General features: G+C 68.6%; 15 protein-coding genes. 4 read left to right on the top strand and 11 right to left on the bottom strand.

The genetic code is table 11. The features are described 5' to 3' along the window. Positions 1 to 211 precede the first annotated feature (211 nt). Together arfB and AC4D16_RS15680 are read left to right on the top strand one after the other, a co-directional pair. Positions 212 to 634 carry an alternative ribosome rescue aminoacyl-tRNA hydrolase ArfB gene (gene arfB, locus AC4D16_RS15675; protein ID WP_490955646.1) on the top strand — a complete coding sequence of 141 codons (423 nt, stop codon included), beginning with the start codon at positions 212 to 214 and terminating at the stop codon, positions 632 to 634. Between the two features lie 229 nt (positions 635 to 863). Continuing rightward, the gene (locus tag AC4D16_RS15680; RefSeq protein WP_490955647.1) at positions 864 to 1,388 is read left to right on the top strand and encodes a small multidrug efflux protein; all 525 of its coding nucleotides are present in this window, start codon (positions 864 to 866) and stop codon (positions 1,386 to 1,388) included. 103 nt (positions 1,389 to 1,491) lie between these two features. Here AC4D16_RS15680 and AC4D16_RS15685 read toward each other — a convergent pair whose 3' ends face one another. Further along, positions 1,492 to 2,271: a type 1 glutamine amidotransferase domain-containing protein gene (locus AC4D16_RS15685; protein ID WP_490955648.1), complete on the bottom strand. Its 780-nt coding sequence runs from the start codon at positions 2,269 to 2,271 to the stop codon at positions 1,492 to 1,494. A gap of 176 nt (positions 2,272 to 2,447) precedes the next feature. On the opposite strand from AC4D16_RS15685, the gene AC4D16_RS15690 reads away from it, so the two are divergent. Next, on the top strand, positions 2,448 to 2,903 hold the full coding sequence (locus AC4D16_RS15690; RefSeq protein WP_490950880.1) for a 23S rRNA (pseudouridine(1915)-N(3))-methyltransferase RlmH: 456 nt from the start codon (positions 2,448 to 2,450) through the stop codon (positions 2,901 to 2,903). A gap of 60 nt (positions 2,904 to 2,963) precedes the next feature. On the opposite strand, the gene AC4D16_RS15695 is transcribed toward AC4D16_RS15690, so the two are convergent. The 9 genes from AC4D16_RS15695 to AC4D16_RS15735 form a co-directional block, all read right to left on the bottom strand. Next, a complete protein-coding gene (locus AC4D16_RS15695) occupies positions 2,964 to 3,743 on the bottom strand; it encodes a hypothetical protein (RefSeq protein WP_490950881.1) in 780 nt (259 codons plus the stop codon). Continuing rightward, entirely contained in the window at positions 3,743 to 4,639 is an 897-nt protein-coding gene (locus tag AC4D16_RS15700) for an ABC transporter ATP-binding protein (RefSeq protein WP_490955649.1), read from the bottom strand. Before AC4D16_RS15700 ends, AC4D16_RS15695 begins: the two co-directional genes overlap by 1 nt. A 79-nt stretch (positions 4,640 to 4,718) precedes the next feature. Further along, positions 4,719 to 6,857, bottom strand: coding sequence for a peptidase domain-containing ABC transporter (locus AC4D16_RS15705; protein WP_490955650.1), 2,139 nt, complete (start codon positions 6,855 to 6,857; stop codon positions 4,719 to 4,721). Beyond that, complete coding sequence (locus AC4D16_RS15710) at positions 6,854 to 9,658, bottom strand: DUF4135 domain-containing protein (protein WP_490955651.1); 2,805 nt, start codon at positions 9,656 to 9,658, stop codon at positions 6,854 to 6,856. Before AC4D16_RS15710 ends, AC4D16_RS15705 begins: the two co-directional genes overlap by 4 nt. 110 nt (positions 9,659 to 9,768) lie before the next feature. Then, the gene (locus AC4D16_RS15715) at positions 9,769 to 9,966 is read right to left on the bottom strand and encodes a class II lanthipeptide, LchA2/BrtA2 family (protein WP_490950885.1); all 198 of its coding nucleotides are present in this window, start codon (positions 9,964 to 9,966) and stop codon (positions 9,769 to 9,771) included. 50 nt (positions 9,967 to 10,016) lie between these two features. Further along, the gene (locus AC4D16_RS15720) at positions 10,017 to 13,088 is read right to left on the bottom strand and encodes a type 2 lanthipeptide synthetase LanM family protein (protein WP_490955652.1); all 3,072 of its coding nucleotides are present in this window, start codon (positions 13,086 to 13,088) and stop codon (positions 10,017 to 10,019) included. Positions 13,089 to 13,154: 66 nt separating this feature from the next. Continuing rightward, positions 13,155 to 13,346, bottom strand: a complete 192-nt coding sequence (locus AC4D16_RS15725) for a lichenicidin alpha family lanthipeptide (protein ID WP_490950887.1) — start codon at positions 13,344 to 13,346, stop codon at positions 13,155 to 13,157. A 337-nt stretch (positions 13,347 to 13,683) separates the two neighbouring features. Beyond that, positions 13,684 to 13,884, bottom strand: a complete 201-nt coding sequence (locus AC4D16_RS15730; RefSeq protein ID WP_490955653.1) for a hypothetical protein — start codon at positions 13,882 to 13,884, stop codon at positions 13,684 to 13,686. Positions 13,885 to 14,133: 249 nt separating this feature from the next. Further along, on the bottom strand, positions 14,134 to 14,502 hold the full coding sequence (locus tag AC4D16_RS15735) for a hypothetical protein (RefSeq protein ID WP_490955654.1): 369 nt from the start codon (positions 14,500 to 14,502) through the stop codon (positions 14,134 to 14,136). 25 nt (positions 14,503 to 14,527) lie between these two features. Here AC4D16_RS15735 and AC4D16_RS15740 point away from each other — a divergent pair, with 25 nt between their 5' ends. After that, the gene (locus tag AC4D16_RS15740; protein ID WP_490955655.1) at positions 14,528 to 14,965 is read left to right on the top strand and encodes a DUF4232 domain-containing protein; all 438 of its coding nucleotides are present in this window, start codon (positions 14,528 to 14,530) and stop codon (positions 14,963 to 14,965) included. On the opposite strand, the gene AC4D16_RS15745 is transcribed toward AC4D16_RS15740, so the two are convergent. Then, a complete protein-coding gene (locus AC4D16_RS15745; RefSeq protein WP_490955656.1) occupies positions 14,934 to 15,428 on the bottom strand; it encodes a hypothetical protein in 495 nt (164 codons plus the stop codon). The genes AC4D16_RS15740 and AC4D16_RS15745 overlap by 32 nt on opposite strands. Between the last annotated feature and the right edge of the window lie 96 nt (positions 15,429 to 15,524).

Here is a 15,524-nt window from a genome sequence, read left to right on the forward strand (position 1 = left end):
GTGCGAGCAGCAGCCGGAGCCGGCCGGCCTATCGCTGTGCCTGATGCGCCGAACTCGTCCATGTGTCCGCGCACCTTCCTGCCGTGCCCCGGCTCACCGCGGCGTCTGGTCCGTTCTGGAAGCTGATTCCAGCCCCGCACCTGATCGTAGACCGCGGCGCTGACACGCCGAGGTGAAGGCGTGCCCGACCTCCCCATGCCACGCTTACTCCGTGGATCTTGAGGTGACATCGACCGTGACCATTCCGGCGAGCGAGTTGCAGTGGAAGTTCTCGAGGTCCTCCGGGCCCGGCGGGCAGCACGTCAACACGTCGGACAGCCGGGTGCAGCTCACCTGGGTGGCCTCGGAGTCGTCGGCGCTGAGCGATGAGGAACGCGCGCGGATCCTCCACCAACTCTCCCGGAGCCGTGTCCCGGGATCGATCACGGTGACGGTGTCGGAGCAGCGGTCCCAGCTGCGCAACCGCGAGATCGCCCTGGACGTCCTCCGCAAGATCGTGACCGCCGCACTCGGCCCTCCGCCGGCGAAGCGCCGCTCGACACGTCCCACACGCGGATCGGAACGGCGTCGTCTCGCGAACAAGCAGCAGCGGTCCGCCACAAAGCAGCAACGCCGGCGGCCCACCGCCGAGTGACGGGTGCGCTCGACCCCGCTCCCACCGAAGGACAGACATCGCCGCGGAGGTCCAGGAGGTCCACCACGACCCTCTTTTCGATGATCTCGGCGGGGACAGGGGTGGCTCGGCCCGGTGCTGAGTGCTGGAATAATCCGCCTTCGTAGAACGCTCTTGACCCCACGCTTAGAACATGCTAAGCACCGACGGGGTTCTGTGGATCCATCGTCGGAAGACGAAGGAGAAGGACATGGCCACTCCGTACGAGGGCATACAGGAATGGGTGCAGCAGCTCCCCGAGATCGTGCAGCCGGTGGGAGTCGCCGTCGCCGGCATGATCCCCTACATCGAAGGTGAGGGCGCTGCCGGCATCGGAATCATCCTGGGGGTCGAACCGATCATGGCGGCGCTCGCCGCGATGATCGGCAACTTCCTGAGCGTGCTCGCCGTCGTCACCATCAGTTCCACCGTCCGCCAGAAGGTGGTGGCCGGGCGGTCCGGCGGGCTCGGATCGACGGCCTCCGCGTCCGCCGCGCCATCCGCCCGGCGACTGAAGGGGCAGCGACGCCTGCAGGGGTGGCTCTCCCGATTCGGCGTGCCAGGTGCGAGTCTGCTCGCCCCCCTCGCTCTTCCCACGCAGCTCACCGCCGCGTTCCTCGCCGCGTCCGGCGTCAGGCGGGAGCGGGTGTTGCTCTGGCAGGCCATCGCCATCGTCGTCTGGACCGCAGGTGTAGCAGTGCTCGCCACGGGCCTCGTCGGAATCCTCGGCCGCTAGGAGCGCCCATCAGCCGCCCTGGTGCGCCTCTTGAAGGCGCTGGGCGTGAGCGGCCGCTCCTGACCACCCCGGCGCCCCTCCCGCGGGAGGGGCGCCGCCGCGGTCAGTCCTCGTCGCCCGCTGCGGCGGCCTTCTCGGCGGCCTTCTCGGCGTCCTTCTCGGCGCGGAGGGCCTGCGTCTCCTGCTGCTCCTCGGCTTTCTCCTGGCGGATGACCACCGCGAAGAGCTTCTCCATCTCCTTGGCGACCCCGGCCGCGGACACGGGGTTCTGGCCCGTCACGAGCCGTTCGTCCACCACGACCATCTCCTCGAAGGTCCCGGCGGAGACGTGGGTGGCGCCCTGCTTCTCGAGCTCGTCCGCGAGGAAGAACGGGATCGCCGTGTCCTTGCCGGCAGCCACTTCCTCGTCATTGGTGAAGGCGGCGACCTTCTTGCCCTCCACGAGTCGGAAGCCGTTCTCGAGCTCCACGTGCAGCAGGCCTGCCGGTCCGTGACACACTGCTCCGACGAGCCCGCCGGCGTCGTACACACTGGCGACGAGCTTCTGCAGGCCGACGCTGTCCGGGAAGTCCCACATGGTGCCGTGCCCGCCCACGAGGTAGACGGCGTCGTACTGGCCGGGATCGACGACGTCGACGCGGGCCGTGTTGTACAGACCTGCGCGCGTGGTCTCGTCCTCGGTGAAGGCGACCTGGATGGGATCGGAGGTGTCCACCTCGTCGCGCGGGGGCTGCCCGCCCTGGATGGACGCGAAGTCGACGAAGTGCCCGGAATCCTTGAAGACCTTCCAGGGATGTGCGGCCTCGGCCACGTTGTAGCCGGTCTTCTCGTCGGTATCGCCGATCGTGGAAACGCTGGTCAGTACCATGAGGATTTTCTTCATGGGGGCTCCTTTCGTCCACCGATCACCCTACGCCCGCGCCCCTGCGCCCTGACTGGCGAGGCACGCGTCCACGACGGCAGTTGCTCCGGCATCACTCATCCGGTCCGGCAGGCGCTCGTGCGGACCGGTGAAGAGTGGAGTCCCGGCGCGCGTCGGCTGCGCGATAGCGTTGGCGCATGGCCATCCGGGTACTCGCTGTGGGGCGCAAGCACGAGTCGTGGGTGTCCGAGGGCATCGACCGCTACGCGAAGCGCCTCAAGAAGCCGTTCGACCTGTCCTGGCAACTGATCCCACACTCGGCACGCCAGGACGACGCCGCCCGGGCCGAGGAGTCGGACCGGCTCCTGGCGAAGCTCGGCAGCGACCACGTGGTGCTGCTGGACGAGCGCGGCCAGGCGATCGATTCGCCGTCGCTCTCCCGGAGACTGCTCGCGCCGCTGGAGGCATCACGCCCCGTCACCGTGATCATCGGCGGCGCCTACGGTGTGGACCGCCGCATCCACGAGCGCGCCGACTTCGTGTGGTCGCTCTCGCCGCTGGTGTTCCCGCACCAGCTCGTGCGCCTCATCCTCGTGGAGCAGGTGTACCGGGCGCAGGAGATCGCGGGCGGTCGCTCGTACCACCACGAGTGATCCACGGGCAAGGGTGTCCGGTGGTCGATCAGGGGACTCCGGACGTCGGCGTGGTCGGGTTCAGTTGAAGACGTACCGCCGGAACCGCATTCCTCCGAGGGTGACGAGCACAGCCGCATACAGCGCGAGGGTCGCGAGGGCCGCCACCTGCGGCAGAGGATCCCCGCCGGTCGCGAGCGTGAGGAGCGTCCCGCCGGCAGCCGCATCCCCGACGGCGCCGGGCAGGAACCGCGCAGCCGTCGTCTCCGCAAGGACGATCCTCGCCACGGGCTCGACGAACTGGGTGAAGACGACGACGCCGATGATTGCGACGAGCTGGTTCCTGACCAGGGCACCGACACCGACACCGATCGCCCCCCACAGGGCGAAACAGGCGACCCCACCCGCTAGCCGCGACACCACCTCCGGCGAGGAGAGATGCAGCTCGTACCCCGACATGGCGAGGACCGATGCACCCCCGAGCACTCCTGCGCCGAGCGCCGCGACGCCGTAGACGGCACTGACGACGACGGCGACGGTCACCTTCGAGATGTAGATGCGAGGGCGCCGAGGCTCCCCCATGACACTGAGCGCGAGTGTCCCGTGCTGAAGATCCGCGGTGACCGTCAAGACGCCCAGCACGAACGGGATCACATACGCGAGGCCGACCACGAGGTTGTAGACCACACCCGCTGCCTCCGGCGTTCCGAGCGGCAACTGCGCGGAGGCCGTGGCCGACACCGCGAGCGTCAGGAGGGAGGACCCCCCGGCCGCCAGAAGGACCAGCGTGACCGCGAGCAGCCACCACGTCTTGGTCGTCGTGATCTTGGTGGCCTCGGCCCGCACTTGGATCATCGTCATCAGCCGGCACTCACTTCCATCAGTTCGGTCGTCCGCATGAAGGCCGCCTCGAGGGTGGGCGGTCCCGCAACCACATCTCCCGTCGGCAGGTCGGGGTGACCGGCCAGGAGGGCCTCGACCGCCGCCTGGTCCCCGGCGACCCAGAGTTGCTGCGTGGGCAGTTCCGTCGTCTTGAAGGTGGATCGCAGGAAGGCCGCGACCCTCGTCAGCACCGCCTGGTCCCGGCAGCTCAGCACCGTGACGTTCGCAGGAAGCAGCCCCTGCCGGTCGCCGGCGAAGCGGAGTCGTCCGCGGTCCAGCAGCACGACATCGTCGACCGTCCGCTCCATCTCGGCCAGCAGGTGACTCGATACGAGCACGGCCTTGCCCTCCGCGGCCATGCCACGGAGGAACTGCCGGAGCCAGCTGATCCCTGCCGGGTCGAGGCCGTTGGCCGGCTCGTCGAGGATCAGCAGGTCGGGGTCTCCGAGCAGTGCGGTGGCGAGCGCCAGTCGCTGCTTCATACCGAGCGAGTACCCGCGGACGGAGCGATCGGCGGCGTCGCCGATGCCGAGCATGGTGAGGAGTTCATCGATCCGCCCGGCCCGGGCCCGTGCTGCATGCGCGAACACCTTCAGATGGTCACGCCCGGTCCTTCCCGGACTGAACGCGCCGTTGTCGAGCGCGGCTCCCACACGGGTGCTCGGGGCGTCCAGTTCGTGATACTTCCCGCCGAACACCCGGACGGAGCCGGAGGTGGGCGGTACGACGGACAGGATCATCCGCAGGGTCGTCGTCTTCCCGGCGCCGTTCGGCCCGAGAAAACCCAGGATGCGCCCCCTCTGCACCGAGAAGCTCACGTCCGTCACCGCTTCGACCGCACCGTAACGCTTCGTCAGTCCCTCGACCTGGAGCACCGTATCAGTGTCCGTGTGAACCATTCCCCTGCCTTTCGTTCGATCGTTCGCGTCTCTCCGGTGCCCGAGATCCCGGAGGTCACGCCCTGACGTCCACCTGCGAGATCACCAGGTCCCGGTACGTACCCTCCTGTCCCATCAGGTCGTCATGCCGCCCCTTCTGCACGATCCTGCCGTGCTCGAGGACGAGGATCAGATCCGCAGCGATGATCGTGGACAACCGGTGGGCGATGACGATCTGCGTGCACTCCATCCTTCGGAGGGTGTCGTTGATCCTGGACTCGGTGATGGTGTCCAGGGAGCTCGTTGCCTCGTCGAGGACCAGGATGCGTGGCTGCCGCGCGATCGCCCGGGCGAGCGCAAGCCTCTGGCGTTGTCCGCCGGAGAGGCTGCCGCCCATCTCCCGCACCTGGGTGTTGTAGCCGAGGGGCATGGCAGCGACGTCCTCGGCCAGCTGGGCCCGTTCGGCAGCTCGACGAACGAGGTCCATGTCAGGCACTTCGCTCCCGAAGTCGATGTTCTCGGCGATCGTCCGGTTACTCAGTCGGATGTCCTGTGGGACGTACGCCAGACGCCGGTACAGGGATTCGGCCGAGAGGGCAGAGAGCGGGTGCCCTCCGATCCTCACCGAACCGTTCGCGACCGGGTAGAGGCCGAGCAGCAGCTTGCCGAGTGTGCTCTTACCGGAACCGGTGCTCCCGACGATCGCGATACGCGCCCCCGGACGGGCCGTGAAGGAGATGTCGGTGAGCGCCGGAGCACGCCCTCCCGGGTAGGTGAACGTGACATCCGCGACCTCGAGTGACCCCTCGAGGTCCAGGTCCTCGTCACCGAAGACCTGCTCCCGGTCCGGCTGATGAAGGATGTCCGCGAGGCGCTCGACGTGCGCGCTCGCCTGCACGAACTGGGTGAAAGCGGAGGACAGCGACACGACGGAGGCGAGCGCTGTGGCGGTCAGCGCCTGCGTGGCGACGACGGTACCCAGGTCCAGGCGCCCCTCGGACACCAGCGCCAGCCCGACGAGCAGTACCGTGAACGGCCCGAAGATCTGGAACGCCGAAGTGGCACTCGAGACGGCGCCCTGCACGACGATCCGCTGCTTCGTGTGGTGGATCACGCGCTCGTAGTGCTTGCGCCAGTCCTCGAAGAACTCACGCGTGACACCGGACACCTTCAGGATCTCGATCGAGTTCAGCGCCTCGAGCTGCATGGTCGACGCCGTCGATGTCTCCGCGATCTCCTGCTCGGTGATCCGGTGGATTGGCCGGTGGCTGAGCAGCGAGACCAGCACCATCAGGGCGACGACGCTCAGGGTCGCCAGTCCCAGGGGAACCGAACGGGCGAAGATGTAGATGAAGACGACGATCAGGCTTCCGACGTCGAGGATCACGGAGGTCAGCTGACCGGAGATCATGTCGCGGATCATCGTGATGCTCGACATCCGGAACATCAATTCACCCTGCGACCGGTTGGCGAAGTACGAGAACGGCAGGCTGAGCAACTTCCGGAAGGTCATCGACATCATCGCGAGGCCGAGGTGTCCGATGATGGCCGCGAGCAGGCGTGACCTCACCAGCGAGATGAGGAAGAAGCCCGCAGCCGAACCGGCGATCGCGGCAGCGAAGAGCGCAGCCGGCGTGGCCCGGAAGAAGTCGTCGAAGCCGTTGATCGCCGATTGTGTGGCGATCGGTACACCGAGGACCACGGCGTACAGCAGCAACGACAGCGCGAAGGTCCATATCAGTGGCCGGCGATTCTCCTGTGCCGTCCGCAGGAAATCTCTCCACACACTCGGCGTGCGTACCCTCTGCGGCCGGTAGTCGGGCCCCGGAACGGCATGCAGCACGATGTGCGAGAAGTGCTGGTCGAACTCGTCGAGCGTGATCGAGCGGCGACCGATCGCCGGGTCGACGAGGGTGACCCGGTCATCGGTCATCGCCTCGACGACCACGAGGTGCCGGTCGTCCCAGTAGGCGATCAGGGGCCCGGAGAGCTTTCGGATGGAGCCCGTTCCTGCCCGGTACATCCGCACCTCGAGGCCGTAGGCGCGCAGGAGGCGCGCGACGTCGTTCAGTCCGAGCCCGTCCCGGCCGGTCTCGTAGTCGCGGCGTAGTGTACTCACCTGGTTCGTGGATCCATGCGCTCCCAGCACCATGGCCGCGCAGCACAGGCCGCACTCGGACTGGAGGAACTGGCGCACCACCTTCACCTGGCTCATGGCGCGCCTCCGACCAGGAGCGCGGGAAGGGACGCCTCACCGCGTGCCGCCGCGGACGCCAGCAACCACCCGGAGGTGCCGAGCATGAACGAGGTCAACTCAGGGGCTCGGCCGAGACCCGAACGCCAGAGGCCTGCCTCGACGCGTTGCTCGCCGGCATCCCGGAGCGCTCGGGCCATGTCGAGGAGGTCCTCGTCACCGAGTTGGCGTCCGAGTGCCAGAAGACCCGTGATGCGGCCGGCCGCACCGTGGCAGAGGCTGATGTCGGTACCAGAATCATCCGCGACGTCCGCGAGCACCGCGATCTCCCGATCGAACCTGTCGCGCACTCGCTGCTTGTCGCCGGCGGCGATCATCACCTGGCTGAGCACGGGCAGGATACCCGCGTATCCCCGGCACCAGGACGTCCTCCCGGATCGGTCCTGCAGGTCGTCCGACGCGTCGTCGAAGCTGCGAACGGCCAAGCCGAGTGTCTCGTTGATGCGGTCGTCGCCGCCGAGGAGCACGGACACGGCGGACAGTGCCGCGAGGCGACCGGCCGTGCCGTGGGCCAACCCCGGTCGGCCCCAGTCCGAGAGGCTCGGGGCGTGCCTGTCGAGATAGGCGTGCGCCGCGTGCCGGGCGGCGTCAGGGTCGAATCCCACGTGACCGTACAGGGACAGCGCCACGAGATAGGCACCCATACCGCCCACGTAGTCGAGCCCGTCCGGGTCGGTCCGTCCCAGCAGCTCCACGGGCTGTGCCGGGAGCGGAGTGGGCCGGCCGAAGGTCCCGCCGAGATAAGCGAGTTCGTTCAGCGTGACGTGGTCGGCGAGCGCACCGACGAAGGGCGAGAGATGGAGGGGGTCGGGCTCGTTCGGCACCTCGTGGAGGTGTGCGCCCCGAGCAGCTGCCCCGACCGTCGCGCGGTCCTGGCCCGTACCGAGCGCCGCCGCTGCGAGGAGCTCACCCCCGCCCTCGAACAGTCCGAGGCCGATCGGCGCCAACCTCAAGCCGTCGCCCAACGTGAGAAGGCTCAGCCAGGTGCAGCTGCTTCCGTCTGCGGAGCGGCTGATCGATGCGTCAGGGGGCAGCACCCGGCGGATCATGGGTGAGCGGGTCGCGGGATCGAGGGGGTATGACCAGACATCGTCCGTCGAGCTCGAGACCGAGAGCCGTATCTCCCGCTCGTCGGATGCGAGGGTGCGGGCGAGGAAGCCTTCGAGATGTGACGTCAGGTCATGGCGGGCCCCGGCTGATACGTCGACCGCCACCTTCGCCGTGCCGTCGGCGCGTACGGCGAACAGGCCCGGTTCCGCGGCGTCGATGGCGAAATAGGGTACGTCGAGATCGGCGAGAGCCGTCGTCTCGTCGCTGAGCACCGCACCTGCCGTGCCCGGCTCCGCGTTCCCCAGCGAACGCGGCACCGGAAGCTTCGCGAACAGGGCCCGGCGGTGCTCAACCGAGGCGAGGTAGGTGGGATGGGTGCTCGCGTCCAGAACCCTCGAGTAGATGTACGTCGGCCGGACGACGACCCGGACGCGCGGCGGCACCTCCTCGGCGAGGATCCGGACGACCGCCGATCGGCGCTCCGCGATCCGGCGCCTGGCCGCCGCATAGCCACTGACCAGGGACCCGATCCGGAGCCGAGGATCGAGCACCGTCCCGTTCAGGGTCGGCGCATTGGGGCCGACCTCGACGGTCGCCGGTCCCGTCTCGAAACCGATGGTGTCCGTCCCTTCCCCGGTGACTCGGGTGGCCGTCAGCCGTGACTCCTCACCCGCCCGGAGGGTGCCGAGGCCGGAGATGTCGAGATCGATACCGGCCCCGAGGAACCGCATGGGTAGCAGCATGGTGTGCAGGGGCCCGCGGTCGAGGTGGTGGGACAATCGCTCGGCCGCGCTCGCATCGGTCGACTGCACGCGCGAAGGGCTCGTGATCGTCTCCACGTCGAGGATCACCGGCCCACCCCGGGTCGCGATGATGTTCTCGTAGTGCAGGTCGGTGGCCCCCAGCATGGTGGCGAGCGCGGTGACTGCTCCGAAACGCCGGTAGTAAGCGTCTGCGTCGGTGTCGGTGACGAGATCCTCGTGCACCACCACCTCCTGCCACGAGTGGGAGTCCCCGCCGTCGATCGTGAGGGGCAGCAACGGTCCGAAGAGTTCGTTGTCGTCGTCGAGCTCCGCGCGGAGCTTCTCGACGAAGCGCGATTGCGCGGTGTCCCTCGGTTTGTGGACGGCCGACCCCGTGGCCCAGTCGACGAAGGTGACGGTAGTTCCGCCGGCGTGGCGGTCACCGAGTCCCGTGCGCAGAGCCGTGATGGGACCCCGCAGTCCGAGGAGCGGGCGCAGTCGGGGCAGATCGCGGACGGCGTCGTCGAGCACGCGGACGGCGTGGGCGGTCACACGGTCCCTCAGCAGGGCGAGCAGGCGTCCGAGCTCGGGGAAGCGCTCGAGGATCGCGGCACGTCCCTGCTCCGTCCCGCAGTAGCGGGCGAAGGCCGCGTAGTCGGGGTTCTCGCCCCCGCGCTCGAGGTGAAGGGTGATCAGAGCACGGATCGCCACGCCGTCGAGCTCCCGCGCGAGACATGTGGCGAAGGCCGTGAGAACCGCTGCGCGGTCGACAACGCCCGGGGAAAAGGTTCCGATGGTCCGGGCGAGGCGAGTGCATCCCCACTCGACATCCACGGCGTGGAAGGCGCCGAAACGTCCGGAGAGGTTCTCCACGGCGCTGCGCACCGCGCCGTCGATCTCGTCCTGGCTCCTTCGTTCCTCCCGGTGAGGACGTGTCCCCTCCGTGGTCTCCCGTGTCGCGACGGCCATGCGCCCACTCCTCACCGTTCCTGGCCCTCATCCACTGCTTCGGGTCCGTTGTTCGATCACTCGGTGCCGATGCCGGGTGCGCCGCAGGACGCGACGCACCCGGGTCGAGGTCAGCAGCGGGTCGTGCACGCACCGGACGGACAGAAGCCCGGAAGGGCGGCGCTCGCCGCGATAGCGCCGCCGGCGATGGCGCACGGCACGGTCGTGGTGCCTGCGACGCCGACCTCCTGGGAGTCGTCGGCAAGGAGCAGCAGTTCGTCCTCGGGCACGTACCCGGTGCGTCGATCGGTGGCGATGGGCGATGTCATGTCGTTTCCTGCTTTCTCTCGTTGCTTCCTGCCGACGGGCGCCGGCAGGCCTACCCGAGCCTCAGAACGCTCGGGAAGCGGTGTGGGGAGATCCCGCGGAGGAGGGACCACGCCGTGCCGGCGCTGCCGACCATGAGTGAGGTGGTGAACGAGTACTTGCTGCTCCGGTCAGCGGGACCGTCGAGGACTGCTGCCACGAGGGCCTCATGGAGAGCCCTTGTCACGGGTTCGGTGCGTCGCCGGTCCACGCCGCGTGACGCCGCCTCGAGGAGCACGTCGAAGGTGCCCGCGTCCCCGTGGCACAACGTGGGGTTGTTGCCGAGTCCGCGATCGAGGGTCAGCTCGACGAGACGCTCCAGGCGACCCTCAGCCACGGTCCCGGGTGCCAGGGCGTCCACCTCCGCGTAAGCGAGCAGGAGTCCCGGTGCACCATGACACCAGGCGTAGGATCGCCGACCGTCGGCGTCGTCCACCGTGCGGGGCCAGTCGTCCTCGCTCGCCGACCTCGCGCGGTCGAGCACCTGGAACACCTCCAGACCGAGGGAGGTCGCCCTTCCGTCCTCCAGGAGGGTTCCCGCGCGCAGCAGGATCGGCGCGATCCCTGCCAACCCGTGCGCGTAGCCGGTGTACGCGGTCGAGAGGTCGAGGCGTTGTACGGCGGCCATCGCGTGCCGCACGAGGTGCCCGAGGGCTGCGTCACACGCCTGACGGTCGCGTTCGGACGCCAGCCTCCGGACAGTGAGGCCCGCCGCGAGGGCGCCGACGGACCCGACCGTGATGTCGGCGAGATCATCCGGCTCGGATCCTCCTGCGTGGACCAGCGCGCCGAGGAGCGCAGGGAGGTCGATCGCGTCCAGCGATCCCTGGAGGGCAGCTGCCCGGACTATCGCGTAGACCGTGCCTCCCATACCGGTGAATCCGCCCGCGGAAATGAGCTGCGCGTCGATCCTCCCCTCTGTCAGCTGCCTCGCGATGGGCCCGAGGACCCGGTCCGCTGCCGCGCCGTAGCCCGGCTCGCCCAGAAGTGCACCGGCACCGGCAAGGACGAGGCCGATACCGGCACTGCCGCCGTAGAGGTCGTATCCCAGCGTTCCCGGTTGCCACTGCGCATGGTCCGACGTCGTCACGACCGGGCCGATCCACGTCGCCGGGTGACGCGGGTCCTCACCGTCGACGATGGCGTCGACCAGGGGATCGAGCAGCATTCTCAGTGCCCGCGCAGTGGCATCATCGACGACGGTGCCACCCCGGGCAGGTTCGCCGGTACGGCCGGAGATCGCACCGAGGGAGATCCCCGTCCGGTCCCCCTCCGCGTCGAGCTTGTTGACGAAGGCGTAGTCGATCAGTTCGCGCTGTCGCGCCACCGCCGCGGGATCGAGCGCGGCCAACCGATCCAGGACCGCGTCGAGCCCGGAGGCGACGAAGAAGTCGGGATACTCCGACCAGCGCGCATCCGCACCGGGGTCCCTGCTGAAGATCGAAGTGGAGTCGGTGAGGTAGGTGAAGTACGGAACGTCCCCGGCCCACAGCTGGCGGACCTCACCGTCCGCGAGGGACACAGCGGTGACCCCCTCCCGCAGACACACACGATTGAGGACCGCTGCGCGGACCTCGGGGTCGGTGAGCACCGAAGGGTGCGTCGCCATGCGCAGGAGTTGTGAGTAGAAGAGGGTCGGGGAGGGCACGAAGCGCTGGACACATCGCCCGAAGACCTCCCGGATCACCACCTGCGCCCTCTCGCGCCGATCGATGAGGCCCAGCAGAACTCGGGAGAACCCCTCTCCGATCCGGTCGCGCTGCTCCACCGGAGTCACCTCCTCGCCTCCGACCGGCCTCGGCGCCGTCCGCCCACCGAGGGAGGCGAACGCGAGGGAGGTGTGCATGTCATCCCGGCCCTCGTTCACCACGACGAGGGACTTGATGGGCGCCGTTTGACCGTCCTGGTATCCCATGGCGCCGATGTCGATCGAGCCCTCGCGCATCGGGACGGTGATGAGGGTCGGCAGTATCCCGATGCCCAGGACGGAATCCAGGACCGCGCGCCGCGCACTCGTGGAGGCCGCCCCGTCGTCGTAGGACGGACGGGTGCGCGGCTGCGGGGTCAGGAGTGTCTCGGTGTCGACCACGACCGGGCCGTGCTCGGTCGCGAGGACGTTCTCGAAGTGGATGTCCGTGGCGCGCAGGACATGCAGCAGGGCCGTCACCTGGCCCACCTGATCGAAGTAGGAGGACCGGGGACGCACGTCGGCCTCGGCAGTATCGAGACTCCCGACGTGTTCGACATAGCCGTAGCCGTCCCGCGGCAGGACCCTCAGCACCGGCAGGCACGTGAGACCCTCGCTGTTCGTCCACTCGATCAGAGCGTTGAAGGCGACGTCGCTGCCGACGTCTCGCGGCTTGACCACCAGACGGGCGCCGTCGTCGAAGGTGACGATGGCGACGCTCCTGCCGTCCGCGTGGCTGTCCCCCTCCCCCACCCTCACCCTGTTCACCCGGGCCCCACTGACGACGTCGTCGAACGTGCGAGCGAGATCCGGGAGGTCCTGGCACAGGTTGCCGACGATCTCGCGGATGTTCCGTACGGCCCTGCGAGCACGCTCGCGCGCGAGGAGGTACGCCGGACCGTACGCGGTCGTCATGTGGGTCCGCCCGTCGTCGGAGACCAGCCAGGCGTGGAAGTGTGAGAAACGGGCCTCGGGGCTGTCGCCGACGAGGTGCCCGTCACGCCGGCGTTCCTCCAGCACGTCCAGGACCGTGCGCAGCAGATGGTTCGACACGACCGTCGTTGCGGCGTCGAGTGCGTCATCGCGGACGCCGCGCCCGCCGACGGGTCCCTGGACGGTGTCCAGCACACGCAGATCGTTCGCGGTCCAGGCCGCGGCGAGAGCCGCGAAGTAGGACGAGAAGCGGGGGTGCGGCTCGGCCTCGCCGATCGGGTCGAGCACGGACTCGGGCGCTACGCGCCGGTCCTCGGACACGTGCTCGGCGAGGAACGCGGCAACCCTTTCGCAGACGGCTCGACGACGGTCGTCATCGGCGAGCTCCGGGATGTACCGATCGATCGTCCGAGCCAAGGAGGCGGACGGCTCGTCGGCCAGAAGACCGTTCAGTGGTGGTGTCATTGCATCTCCCCGGCGTTCGGACCGCGGGAGGGCGCCGGCGCTCGAGCCGACGCCCTCCGGCCGGATCTAGTTGCAGTTGCTCTGACACTCGACGGTGGCCGTGCAGAGGTTGCCGTCGTTTCCGAGGGCCCAACTGGCGCCGTAGCAGCCGATGCTCGTCACCGTCGTCGTCCAGCCCTGGCCGGCGCTCAGGTCTGCGGCCGCCTGCTCGTCGATCTCGTCGAGGACGTCGACGTTGTGTTCGGTCATGAGGGACATGATTCAGACTTCCTTTCGAAATGTCGTCCGACATATCGACAGCACGTGGAACTGCGCTGTCTGCAGAATGTCGGGAGGAGTGTCCGGGTTCTTCCCGGACATTTCCAGAAAACAATCAATGACGTGCGGATGTCAATAAAAGTGCGAGAGGCATTTTCTCAGCTGAATTCGGGCGCAAAAATGTGGCCCCTCTGGCACAATTCTGGGGGGAGGTCACGATGAAGGCAGACCTGAGCATCGGAAAAGGCGCGTGAACCGCGGAATCGGTCAATCGACCGACAACGAATACTTCAGCAGCCGCCCGCGAGGAGGACGCGCACCGCTGGAGTCGGGTGAATCAGCCCGAGGTGTTTGCCCTCCGGCGCTTCAGCGTCACGTATTCGAAGGCGAGAAATGCGCCGATCACCAACGGCACCCACTGGGCGGAAGCAATACCCGGCGAGAGAAGGGGTGCCACCACGAAGGCGAGGATGAAACAGAATATGGTCGCGCCGAGCAGGAGATATTCGCTCGCCGTGCGCTTCGTCGAACTAGCCATGATTGCTCCTTGGTCTAGGTTTTCGATAGCCGCTTGCTCCGCAGAATCTGGTTGCACACGTGCTCCTGCGTCGACCGGTCAGTCCGTCGCCGTGCCGTTGGCAGGTATGCGGCGCTCCGAGCCGCTCGTCAGCCTCTGCAACTCCTATGCTAAGGCAACCTTTTAGAGCCCACAATCCCCCTCCGGGAAGTTTTGTATGAATCGGTGACGGCTTCCCCGACGTCCGCCGCGGAGTCTTCTCCCACGTCCTCATAGCTGGTTCGCGCAGCCCTGGGTCAGGCGTTGGACTGCCTGCGCAGGCATCGGCCGATTCCGATGGCCGAACACGGCACGCCGTCCGGTAACGCGGATCCCGGAGGAGCGCCGGACGTAGGGTGAGGCCATGACACGTGTCCCGGGAAGTAAGCGTTGGATGGTCGCCGCCACTGCAGCAGGTATGGCTCTCGCCGTCGCCGGCTGCACACCGTCGGAGCCCGACGACGGACCGACCGCGACGGCGCAGCCGTCCTCCTCCGCGAGCGCAACGCCGTCGAGCTCACCGTCGGGGTCTGCGTCCGCGTCTGCGGCGCCGAGTCCGTCGTCGAGCCCCACCACACCTGCGCCGTCGACGTCCCCCACTCCTTCCCCGACTCCTTCTCCGACCGTGACGACGCCGGAGGCCGGCGGCCCCTGCACGGCCGCGCAGCTGACGGGCGCTGTCGAGGAGCAGCTCGGCGGTGGCGGCGCCGGGAGTGTGGTTCGCACGCTCGTCCTGACGAACGCATCCGATCAGGAGTGCACGGTGCAGGGCTACCCGGGCGTCTCGTTCGTCGATGCCGCCGGGACTCAGCTGGGTGCTCCGGCTGACCGTGCGGGCTCAACCGCGCCGCTGGTCACCCTGGCGCCCGGTGCCTCGGCCACCGCCGACCTGCGCCAGACCAACGCCGAGAACTACGGCCCGGACTGCGGGCTGACGCCGGCCGCCGGGCTGCGCGTGTACCCGCCCGAGGCCACGGACTCGCTGATCCTGCCCCAGACCGTCTCGGCCTGCACCGGCGCCTCGATCGTGCTCATGACCGTGGGAACGCTGCAGCCCGCGTAGACGCCGTGACCGGCGCGAGGGCGCGGAGCCGCCACGCGGCGACGATGATCAGGCCCGCCGTGGCGAGGGCGAGCACGAGGGTCAGCCAGTGCTGGGCGACGGCGATGGCTGCGACGCCGAAGAGCGCGGCGCCCGTTCCGGCCGTCACCATGACCCGACCGCGCTCGAACCAGCCGTAGACCGCGAGGCCGAGACCGAGGACCACCCAGGCGCCGAGCCCGCGGAAGGGCTCGACGGCCCCTCCGAGCAGCGCCCCGAGTTCGACGACGACGGCCAGGACCAGGTAGGCGCCCGAGCCTGCGTGCATCGCGGGCGGGTGGCGGACGAGCCACGGCGCCGTGATCACGATGAGCACCAGCGTGCTCACCACGAAGTAGACGGCGGTGCGGGCGGTGTCGCCGTCGAACACGAGCGCCGCGGCCGCACCGCCGAGGAAGAGTGCGCCGATACAGGCCGCGGGCACTCAGTTGTTGGAGACGTGACCGCGCCCCCGCCCGAGCTCCGCCCGACCCTCCGACTCCGTCCGGACCGACATGTCCGCTCCTCCACCGGCCGCACC

It is taken from the genome of Arthrobacter sp. TJ-236 (assembly GCF_058269235.1).